Raw genomic sequence first — 10395 nt, forward strand, 5'->3', positions numbered from 1 at the left:
CACATGTGGTTGTTTGCTTCCGCCCGCTGGAGCACATGTGGTTGTTTGCTCCTGCCCGCTGGAGCACGTGTGGTTATTTGCTCCCGTATGCCGGAGCACATGTGGTTGTTTGCTCCCGTGTCCCGGAGCAAAGGAACCTCTCGGAGAGGGTCAGTACGTCGGCAGGCTCGGGTCGATCTCCCGGACCCACGCCAGGACTCCCCCGGCCACGTCGACCGCATCCACCCCGCGCCCGCGCAGGATCCGCACCGCCTCCGCCGACCGCCCACCCGACTTGCAGTGCACATAGACCGGTATGCCGTCCGCGGCCTCCGCGGGCAGCTCACCGCTGCCGTCGCGGACCTTCCCCAGCGGCAACGGCACCGCGCCGGGGATGACGACAACATCCCGCTCGGCGGGCTCGCGCACGTCGACGAGGACGAAGTCGACCCGACCGGCCTCCCGCGCCGCGAGGAGGTCGGCGAGCTCCGCCACCGGCACGGACGGCATACCGTCCCCCGAAGCAGCGGGATTGTCTCCTGAATCCGCGGGATCCATTGTCCCGGAAGGCAACTCGGCACCCAAGGGCCGCAACGGATCGGCCTGCGCGCCGCACACGACACACGCCGGGTCGGCCGCCACGGCGATCGTCCCCCACTCCTGGCGCCACGCGTCGTGGACGAGAACCCGACCCACGAGCGGCTCACCTCCGCCGACGAGCAGCTTGACGACCTCCTCGGCCATGACCGACCCCACCGCACCGACGCTCGCGCCGAGCACCCCGCCGGTCGAGCACGACGGCACCGCCCCTGGCGCCGGCGGCTCCGGAAAGACGCACCGCAGGCACGGCCCCACCCCGGCCCACCACACGCTCACCTGCGCGTCGTGGCGATAGACCGACCCCCACACGTGCGGCACCCCGAGGCGCGCGCACGCGTCACCGACGAGATACCGCGTCGGGAAGTTGTCGGCCCCGTCCACCACCACGTCGTGGTCGGCCATGAGCGCCAGCACGTTCTCGGCACTCAGCCGCTCTCCCACGGACACGACCTCGACCCCCGGGGCGAGCGCCGCCACGGCATCAACCGCCGACTCCACCTTGGGCCGCCCGACGTCGGCGACGCCGTGCACGACCTGCCGCTGCAGGTTGGTCTCGTCGACGACGTCGTCGTCCACCACCGTGATCCGGCCGACGCCCGCGGCCGCGAGATAGAGCAGCACCGGCGACCCGAGCCCACCCGCCCCGACGACGAGCACCCGCCCCGAACGCAACCGCCGCTGCCCCTCGTCCCCGACGCCGGGAAGGATGACGTGCCGCGCGTAGCGCGTCCGCTCCTGCGCACTCAGCTCCGCACCGAGCGGTGCCAGCGGCGGGAACGGCGGGAACGACGCCGAGCCGTCGACATGCCCCGGCAGCGCACGGCGCGCGAACGGCATACGGTCCACGCCCGCCACGATACGTCGATGCGGGACCACACCCCTCCGACGTTCCGTACCATGACACCCACCCCGCGACAGCCACACTGGAGGAGCGCCATGGACCCGAGCACCCCGCGCGGACAGCGCATGCCCCGCTCCGAACGCCGTGCCCAGCTCCTCGGCGCCGCCCAGGCCGTCTTCGTCGACCGCGGCTACCACGCCGCCGCCATGGACGACATCGCCGACCACGCCGGAGTCTCCAAGCCCGTTCTCTACCAGCACTTCCCGGGCAAGCTCGAGCTCTACCTCGCCCTCCTCGACGAGAACTGCGAGACGCTCGAGGGACTCGTCCGCGAGGCCCTCGCCCAGCCCACCGACGACAACCACGACCGCGTCGCCGCGACGGTGCAGGCCTACTTCGACTTCGTCTCGCGCGAGGGGGCGGCGTTCCGGATGATCTTCGAGTCCGACCTCACGAGCGAGCCGCAGGTGCGCGCCCGCCTCGACGCCCTCGAGCTGAGCTGCGCCGAGGCCGTCGCCGAGGTCATCGCCCACGACTCCGGCATCCCCGACGAGCACGCCATGATCCTCGCCACCGGCCTCGCCGGCATGTCCCAGATCACCGCACGCAACTGGCTCGCCGCCGAGTCCGACCTCGACCGCGACCAGGCGAGCGCGCTCGTCACCGAGCTCATGTGGCGCGGCATCGGCTCGCTGCCGATGGTGGGCGGGGAACGAACCGAACCCGCGCGCGGTTAGCCTCGTCGTGAGTTCCGAGCACCCGGACGTATGCCGGATGCTCACCCATCCGACGAAAGGTGCCAGACCCATGGAGGTCACCATCGGCGTGCAGAACGTCGCCCGCGAGCTCAGCCTCGAGACCGACGCGTCGGCCGAGGAGGTCGCGTCCGCGATCGACGCCGCCCTCAGCGACGGAGGCGTGCTGCGCCTCACCGACAGCAAGGGACGGCAGATCCTCGTCCCCGGACGCGCCCTCGGCTGGGTCCAGGTCGGCGAGTCCGAGAAGGGTCGCGTCGGCTTCGGCCAGATCTGACGGTCGGTAACGAAACCGCGTCTGACCTGCCGTGATACGGCACAGGTCAAGAAAAATCCTGCGGCGCGCTGCCACCCACGGACCCCGTCCGTGACATAGAGTCGACACCGTCCTGGTCGTCATCCCGACGACCACACTCGCGCCCGACTGGGCCAGAAAGGAGCGGTTCCCGTGATCGGAACCATCATCGGCGCCATCATCGTCGGTGCCATCATCGGAGCACTGGCTCGCCTCGTCCTGCCCGGCCGCCAGAGCATCTCGGTGCTGGTCACCGTCATCCTCGGAATCCTGGGCTCGCTCATTGCCTCCTGGCTGGTGTACCAGCTGGGTTACTCCAACGGCAACGGCGGCTTCCAGTTCATCCCGTTCCTCGCCGGCATCGTTGTCGCCGCCCTGCTCATCGTGGGCTACGGCATGGCCACCGGCAAGCGGCAGGTCTGATCCTCCGCTCGCCAACGACGACAGCGGCCCCGCACCCTCGAGGTGCGGGGCCGCTGCCGTGTCCGGGCTTGCCGTGTCCGGGCTTGCCGTGTCCCGACCCCGTGTCCGCACTGAATGGGCACCCTCAGGGCGTCAGCCCCAGACGCACCATCCGGTCGCTGTGCCGCTGGGTGAGCCGTCCGAACATGTCCCCGATCTGGGTGAGGTCGGCCTGTCCGCCGACGAGCAGCCCCGAGAGCGCGTCCCGCTCCACCGCGACCGCCTGACCCTGGCTCAGCGCCTCTCCGAGCAGTCGCCTCCCCCACAGGCTCAGCCGGCCCTTCGCCGTCGGGTCGGTCTTGAGCACGTCCCGCACGATGCCGACGACGAACTCCCCACTCCCCTCGTCGTCGAGGGCGGCGTCCATCACGGCGCGGGTCTCGTCGTCGACGAAGGCGCCCATCTCGCGGTAGAAGTCCTTGGCGATCCCGTCGCCGACATACGCCTTGACGAGTCCCTCGACCCAGCTCTTCGGCTTCGTGCGGTCGTGGAAGGTCTGCAGCGGCGCAACGAACGGCTGCATCGCCGTCTCCGCATCCGCGCCGAGCTCGCCCAGCCGCGCGACGAGCAGCTCGTACTGGTGGAACTCGGTCGCGGCGAACCCGGCCATCTGCGCCTTGATCCGCAGCGACGGCGCGAGGTCGGAGTCCGTCGCCATGCGGATGGAGGCCATGAGCTCGCCGTAGGCGAGCACCCCGAGCAGGTCGATGACGGCGTCACGGTATGCCGGGTCGTCGCCGTATGCCGGGTCGTCGCCGTATGCCGCGACAGCGCGTTCCGCGGTCGCGTCACCGTTCGTGGACGAGGTCTCGGCTGCGTCGTCGCGCTCGGTCTCCATGTCCGCAGCGTAGCGAGCGGGGCCGCGCCGACCACCTGAAGCGGGCGGACGGCATACGCACGGTATTCTGGTGACCGTCCACGGTGCCCGGTCGGCACGACGAATGCATGACGCGACTCGCGTCGGGGGCTGCTGCAGGGAGCTGCACGGCCCGTGAAGACCTCCGATCGGCCCGCCACAGCGGCGACGAGCCTCACGTGCGTGACGCCGCCGATCAGAGAGTTTCCATGACCGACATCCAGTCCACCGAGCTCGACCCTGCCGCCGAGGCCATCGCCGACGAGGCCGCCATCGAGGCGACCAAGGCAGCCACCGCCGTCGAGAAGACCTTCGCGGACTTCGACATCCACCCCGACATCGTCGGCGCCCTGGCGAAGCACGGCATCACGACGCCGTTCCCCATCCAGGCGATGACGCTGCCCGTCGCGCTGTCGGGCCACGACATCATCGGCCAGGCCAAGACCGGCACGGGCAAGACCCTCGGCTTCGGCATCCCCCTGCTCAACAAAGTCGTCGCCCGGGGCGACGACGGGTGGGACGCGCTGCCGGCGGCGGGCAAGCCGCAGGCGCTCGCCGTCGCACCGACCCGCGAGCTCGCCGTCCAGGTGGCCGCCGACCTCGAGCGCGCGGGCAAGGACCGCGGCATCCGCGTCCTCACGATCTACGGCGGCCGCGCGTTCGAGCCGCAGATCGACACCCTGCGCAAGGGCGTCGAGGTCGTCGTCGGCACCCCGGGCCGGCTCATCGACCTCGCCCAGCAGGGCCACCTCGACCTGTCCTACGTCAAGACCGTCGTCCTCGACGAGGCCGACGAGATGCTCGACCTCGGCTTCCTCCCCGACGTCGAGCGCATCCTCGCGATGACGCCCGCGTCGCGGCAGACGATGCTCTTCTCGGCGACGATGCCCGGGGCGGTCGTCGCGCTGGCCCGTCGCTACATGACCCAGCCCACCCATATCCGCGCGATGCAGGAGGGTGAGGGCGACACCTCGCAGACCGTCAAGGCGATCACCCAGCACGTCTTCCGCGCGCACGCGATGGACAAGGTCGAGATGCTGGCGCGCATCCTCCAAGCCCGCGAGCGCGGTCTGACGATCGTGTTCAGCCGGACCAAGCGGACCGCCGCCAAGGTCGCCGACGAGCTCACCGACCGTGGCTTCGCCGCCGCGGCGATCCACGGCGACCTCGGGCAGGGCGCCCGCGAGCAGGCGCTGCGCGCGTTCCGCACCGGCAAGGTCGACGTGCTCGTAGCCACCGACGTCGCCGCCCGCGGCATCGACGTCGAGAACGTCACGCACGTCATCAACTACCAGTGCCCCGAGGACGACAAGACCTACGTGCACCGCATCGGCCGCACCGGGCGCGCCGGTCAGACCGGGGTCGCGGTGACCTTCGTCGACTGGGACGACCTGCACCGCTGGACGCTCATCAACAAGGCACTCGACCTCGGCATCCCGGACCCGGAGGAGACGTACTCCTCCTCCGACCACCTCTACGAGGAGCTCGACATCCCGCGCGAGGCCAAGGGCCGGCTGCCCAAGGCGCAGCAGACCCGCGCCGGCCTCGACGCCGAGGAGATCGAGGACCTCGGCGAGACCGGCAAGGCCGGCGGTCGGCGCCCCCAGGGCGGCGGTCGCGGTGGGCGTGCTGGTCGTGGCGGTCGTGACGGCGAGCGCGGTGGCCGGGGCGGCCGTGGGGGCGAGCGCGGCGGTCGCGGTCGTGACGGTGAACGTGGTGCCCGTGCCGAGCGTTCCGATGCGCGCTCCGGCGAGAGCGGCGAGGGTGACGCGCCGCGCCGCCGCAACCGCAACCGCCGACGCACCCGCGGCGGCAAGCCGACGACGCAGGGCGACTGACCGGCATACCGGAACCAGTGCGACGAAGGGCCCGGAGCGGGAGAACACCTCCCCGCTCCGGGCCCTTCGCGCGGTGTGGACCTGTCAGGCCGACGGCGAGATCGTGCTCGTGTCGATGACGTAGCGGTAGCGCACGTCGCCGGCGACGACCTTGTCGTAGGCCGCGTCGATCGTCGTCGTGTCGCTCGCGTCGAGCGTCTCGATCGTGGCGCCGATGCCGTGCTCGGCACAGAAGTCGAGCATCTCCTGGGTCTCGCCGATGCCGCCGATGTTGCTGCCGCTCAGCGACTTGTTGCCGATGATGAGGCTGCCCGGGTTGACGGCCAGCTTGCTCGGCGGGAGGCCGACGTTGACGAGGGCGCCGTTGGGGCGCAGCAGCTTGACGTACTGCTCCATGTCGAGGTCGGCGCTCACCGTGTTGATGATGAGGTCGAAGCTCGCGCGGGCGCCCTTCATCGCGTCGGCGTCGCTCGTGGCGATGTGCCGGCTCGAGCCGAGTGCCTTGGCGTCGTCGGCCTTCGCGGAGGAGCGCGACAGGGTGGTCACCTCGGCGCCCATGGCGGCGGCCAGCTTGACGGCCATGTGGCCGAGGCCCCCGACGCCGACGACGGCGACCTTCTTGCCGGGGCCGGCGCCCCAGCGCTTGAGCGGTGAGTAGGTCGTGATGCCCGCGCAGAGCAGCGGCGCGGCCTCGTCGAGCTCAATGCCCTCGGGGATCCGCACGACCATGCGCTCGGTGACGACGATCTGCTGCGAGTAGCCGCCGGCGGCCCACTCACCGTCGTAGTTCTGCGCGTTGTAGGTGCCGACGGCGCCCTTGGTGCAGAACATCTCCTGGCCGTCCTTGCAGAACTCGCACTCGCCGCAGGAGTCGACGAGGCAGCCGACGCCGACACGGTCGCCGACCTTGAACTTCGTCACGGCGTCGCCGACCTCGCTCACGACACCAGCGATCTCGTGACCGGTGACGATCGGGTAGTGCGCGGCACCCCACTCGTCGCGGACGGTGTGGATGTCGCTGTGGCAGATGCCGGCGAACTTGATGTCGATGCGGACGTCGTCGTCACGCAGGTCGCGGCGCTCGAGCTCGATCGCCTCGAAGGGGGCTCCGGCGGACGGGACAGAGAGGGCAGGGGTGGTGGTGGTCATGCTCGCTACTTTTCGCTCGTGGACGGGGTCACGTCAAACCGGGCCCGGGGTCCGGTCGCCGCCGTCCGGCCCGCAACCCGTCAGAGCCGCGGCAGCAGGCTCTCCGCGACGTCGCGGTAGGCCTTGGCGCCCTTGGACGACTTCGCCGTGGCGAGGATCGAGCGGCCGACCGCGGGCGCCTCGGCGAAGCGCACCGTGCGCGGGATCGGCGGGTCGAGGACCGGTATGCCGTAGCGCTCGCCGACGTCGGCGAGCACCTCCTGCGCGTGGTTGCTGCGGCCGTCGAAGAGGGTGGGGAGGATGCCGACGACGTCGAGCTTCTTGTTGAGGTACTTCTTCACGTCGGCCACGGTGTCGAGGAGCTGACCGACACCTCGGTGGCTCAGCATCTCGCACGGCATGGGGATGACGAGCCCGTTGGCGGCGGTGAGGGCGCCGAGGGTGAGCACGCCGAGGCTGGGCGAGCAGTCGAGCAGGATGACGTCGTAGTCCTTCGCGACCTCCTTGAGGGCGCCCTGGAGGACGAACTCACGCGCCGGCCGACCGAGGAGGACCGCCTCGGTGCCGGCGAGCTCGATCGAGGCCGGGGCGAGGTCCACGCCGTCGTCGCACTCGATGACGATGTCGGCGATGCCCGCCTGCCCGAGCAGGACCTGGTGCATCGACTCCTCGACGGCGTCGGGGTCCACGCCGAGGCTGAAGGTCAGGCAGGCCTGCGCGTCGAGGTCGACGAGCAGGACCCGCTTGCCGAGCTGGGCGAAGGCCGCCCCGAGCGAGGCGACCGAGGTCGTCTTGGCCACGCCGCCCTTCTGGTTGGCGACGGCGAGGATGGTGGCTCCGGGAGTGCGCTTGCGTGGGGGCACGTGAGGATCCTTGCGAGAGAGTCGGTATGCCGGCCCACGCAGATCGTGGGTACTGCGCTCCAGTGTGTCAGCCCGGCGTGCCACCTGCGCCGAGCGGGCGGACCGGGTGCGCCCAGCGGTCGGGTCGGCTACGCCGCGTGGCGGCCGGGTGGGATGACGGCGCTTTGACCGAGCACAGAGGGGTGACCCCGCGGCGCGGGATCACCCCTCTGCGGTGGCGGCTCCGGTCAGCTGCGCGGGCCGAAGGTGCGGTTCGCCGGGATGTCGGCGTACCCACCGAGACCGCCGTCACCGTAGGTCCGGTCGACGGTGGCACTGTCGCCCCTGATGTCGAGCCGGACCGTCGGCCCGAGCGTCCCGCCGCGACGGAAGTCGCCCTTGGTGCCGTTGGTGTCGATGAACGACTGCACCTCACCGTTCGGCATGACGTAGTGCGAGTACGCCTGGAACTGGCCCGGGTGCTGGTTGGCGTCGGGCGCGAACGGAGTGCCCGTCGGGTAGTTGAGGTTGGTCGGGCTGCCGAGCGCCAGACCCGAACCGCGGTTCAGCGGCTGGTAGTCGCTGCGGATGCCGTCGCCGACGAACCCGTAGACGCCCTCGGGGCCGTCGATGCCCGCGGCGAACGTCGAGCGGTGGCTGATCGTGAAGAGGTAGTACTTCCCGTTCGCCATGTAGATCTGCGGCCGCTCGGTCTGGTCGGTGACGCAGTTCGCCGACAGGATCGGCGGCAGGAACGTCCACTTCGTCAGGTTCTTGTTGTCCGCGACGGCGAGCCCGACGTTGCCGATCTGGTACGTCGCACCGCTGTTCCGCACGGTCTCGAGGTCCTCGGCCTGCGGGTCACCCTTGGCGTAGCCGAGGTCCTGCTGGGTGCAGACGCTCTTGTCGCCGCGACGGTAGGCGCTGTTGCCCTCGAAGACCATGAACGTCTTGCCGGGGTACGCCGGGTCCTCGAAGGTGAACGGGTCACGGAAGTTGAAGTACGGGTTCTGCTCGCCGGTCTGGTAGTACTTCCCGTCGGCCTGGAGCAGGTCGTCGACCTTGCCGAACCCGGAGAGGCGAACCCCCTTGCTGCTCGTGTGCACGTTGCCCGTGCTGAGCGCGATCCGCGGGTCGTAGGGCCTGCGGTCACTGCCGTCGGCGTTGCGGTAGAACGCGACGTCGGTGAAGAACAGCTTGATCCGGCCGCCCTTGTCGATCCGGGCCGATCCCGACCACTGGGTCTGGTGGGTGTAGGACTGGTCCGGGAAGATCGTGCCGGTCACGCCCTCGTCGAAGACGAGACCTCCGTAGGTCCAGCCACCGTTCGCGGGACGGTCCTTCGCGGCGACGCCGGCCTTGCGGTAGAAGTAGCCGATCTTGGCGTAGACGTGCCGCTCGTCGAAGCCGAGCTTGCGGTCGGCGACGAGCGAGAAGATGATCTCCCAGCCGTTGACGCTGTACTGGTTCGCGGAGCCGTCGGTGAGCGGCCAGGTGTCCCACACCCAGACCTTCTCGTTGCTCATGTCCGGGAAGTCCTGCGACACCGTCGGCATCGTGTACTCCTCGGGCATGGAGTTCTCGCGCGGCCCGGCCTTCGGGTCGGACATCGCCTTGAGCTGACGCGCGTCTGCGCGGGTCCACTTCGAGGTGAAGTCGGCGAATGGGGAGTACGCCTTCTGCGAGTGCTTCGTCGGGGCGGGAAAGCCCCCGACCGGCGCCGGTGCGGTCGCTGCTGGTGCGGCGGCGGGAGCCGGAGCGGCTGCCGCGACGTTCGAGGTGAGCGCGGTGGCCACCGTCGCGGCCGCCGCGACGACGACGCCCGCTGCGCGCCTGAGGTGTGTGCGTTTCATGGTGCTTCGCCTTCAGTCGTGAGAGATGGATGTGAACCATCCGCCGACACGCCGATCCTCCGAAGGTGCGGGTGGGGAGGTCGCCGGGCCGGTCGGTTGACAACGTTGTCCCATGGCGTGCCACTCACTTTACAAAACGTTTTGCGTTCTGTCACGCTGAGAGTGCGACGAGGCCCTGGATGGCCTCCCCCGAACACGAGAACCGCCCCGACCCAGACCCGAGAACAGACGCACGAACAGACCCAGGAAGACGATGTCCCACCCGCAGGAGACACCCCGACTCGAGCCGCTCGGTGAGCCGACACCGCGCGGCGACCGGCCCTTCCGGTCGAGCGCAGCTCTGGACGGACCGGTGACCCGGCGCACCATCCTGGCCCTGGCGGCCCTCGCCGCTCCGGCCACGCTGGCGGCATGCACCTCCCCCACCCCCGCAGGCGGGAGGGCTTCACGGCAGCCGGTCCCACGGACCAGCGCCACGCCGGACACGCCGCCACCGAACGCGCCGCCACGGGGCGACCCGCGCCGTCCCGAGCTGCACCTCACCCCGGCACGACGCTGGATGAACGACCCACAGCGACCCGTCTTCGTGGACGGCCGCTGGCACCTCTACGGTCAAGTCCGGATCGGTGGTGTACGACGGTGATCCGTCGAGGGTTGTGGTTTAGGCGTTGATGGCGCCGGCGATCAGCTCGGTGGTCACCTCCTCGTTCCCGGCCTGTCCCTCGCGGGCGATGAGCACGGCGCGGGCGTTCTTGAGGGCTTCGAGGCCGAGGTAGCGGCGTTGTTCGGCCCATTCGTCGTGCTGCTCCGCGAGGACGGCCCCGACGAGCCGGATCACGGACTCGCGGTTGGGGAAGATCCCGACGACGTCGGTGCGGCGGCGGATCTCTCGGTTGAGGCGCTCGTTGGGGTTGTTCGACCAGAT

The 10395-nt window shown here is 70.3% G+C and carries 11 protein-coding genes; 5 read left to right on the forward strand and 6 right to left on the reverse strand.

What is annotated here, in order from left to right:
* Positions 1-150: 150 nt before the first annotated feature.
* Positions 151-1416 carry a ThiF family adenylyltransferase gene (locus BCF74_RS03430; RefSeq protein WP_106296549.1) on the reverse strand — a complete coding sequence of 422 codons (1266 nt, stop codon included), beginning with the start codon at positions 1414-1416 and terminating at the stop codon, positions 151-153.
* Between the two features lie 99 nt (positions 1417-1515).
* On the opposite strand from BCF74_RS03430, the gene BCF74_RS03435 reads away from it, so the two are divergent.
* The 3 genes from BCF74_RS03435 (at position 1516) to BCF74_RS03445 (ending at position 2893) form a co-directional block, all read left to right on the forward strand.
* Positions 1516-2157: a TetR/AcrR family transcriptional regulator gene (locus BCF74_RS03435; protein WP_106296550.1), complete on the forward strand. Its 642-nt coding sequence runs from the start codon at positions 1516-1518 to the stop codon at positions 2155-2157.
* Positions 2158-2227: 70 nt separating this feature from the next.
* Positions 2228-2452 (forward strand): DUF3107 domain-containing protein, encoded by a 225-nt coding sequence (locus BCF74_RS03440; RefSeq protein ID WP_106296551.1) that lies wholly within the window; start codon positions 2228-2230, stop codon positions 2450-2452.
* Positions 2453-2623: 171 nt separating this feature from the next.
* Entirely contained in the window at positions 2624-2893 is a 270-nt protein-coding gene (locus BCF74_RS03445; RefSeq protein ID WP_106296552.1) for a GlsB/YeaQ/YmgE family stress response membrane protein, read from the forward strand.
* Positions 2894-3017: 124 nt separating this feature from the next.
* Here the strand turns inward: BCF74_RS03445 and BCF74_RS03450 are convergent, their stop codons facing one another.
* Entirely contained in the window at positions 3018-3770 is a 753-nt protein-coding gene (locus tag BCF74_RS03450; RefSeq protein ID WP_106296553.1) for a ferritin-like fold-containing protein, read from the reverse strand.
* Between the two features lie 227 nt (positions 3771-3997).
* On the opposite strand from BCF74_RS03450, the gene BCF74_RS03455 reads away from it, so the two are divergent.
* The gene (locus BCF74_RS03455; RefSeq protein ID WP_106296554.1) at positions 3998-5626 is read left to right on the forward strand and encodes a DEAD/DEAH box helicase; all 1629 of its coding nucleotides are present in this window, start codon (positions 3998-4000) and stop codon (positions 5624-5626) included.
* Between the two features lie 84 nt (positions 5627-5710).
* Here BCF74_RS03455 and BCF74_RS03460 read toward each other — a convergent pair whose 3' ends face one another.
* From BCF74_RS03460 to BCF74_RS03470, 3 genes are all read right to left on the reverse strand, one after another.
* Positions 5711-6775 carry an NAD(P)-dependent alcohol dehydrogenase gene (locus tag BCF74_RS03460; protein WP_106296555.1) on the reverse strand — a complete coding sequence of 355 codons (1065 nt, stop codon included), beginning with the start codon at positions 6773-6775 and terminating at the stop codon, positions 5711-5713.
* 80 nt (positions 6776-6855) lie between these two features.
* Positions 6856-7638, reverse strand: coding sequence for a ParA family protein (locus BCF74_RS03465; protein ID WP_106296556.1), 783 nt, complete (start codon positions 7636-7638; stop codon positions 6856-6858).
* A 227-nt stretch (positions 7639-7865) separates the two neighbouring features.
* Entirely contained in the window at positions 7866-9470 is a 1605-nt protein-coding gene (locus BCF74_RS03470; RefSeq protein WP_106296557.1) for a glycoside hydrolase family 68 protein, read from the reverse strand.
* A 253-nt stretch (positions 9471-9723) separates the two neighbouring features.
* Between BCF74_RS03470 and BCF74_RS17870 the strand changes: the two genes are divergently transcribed.
* Positions 9724-10113 (forward strand): hypothetical protein, encoded by a 390-nt coding sequence (locus BCF74_RS17870; RefSeq protein ID WP_106296558.1) that lies wholly within the window; start codon positions 9724-9726, stop codon positions 10111-10113.
* Between the two features lie 18 nt (positions 10114-10131).
* On the opposite strand, the gene BCF74_RS03480 is transcribed toward BCF74_RS17870, so the two are convergent.
* Positions 10132-10395, reverse strand: a 264-nt coding sequence (locus BCF74_RS03480; protein WP_177426623.1) for a transposase, incomplete at its 5' end; no start/stop codon positions are given.

Origin of the sequence: Knoellia remsis (genome assembly GCF_003002895.1) — a bacterium.
GTDB lineage: Bacteria > Actinomycetota > Actinomycetes > Actinomycetales > Dermatophilaceae > Knoellia > Knoellia remsis.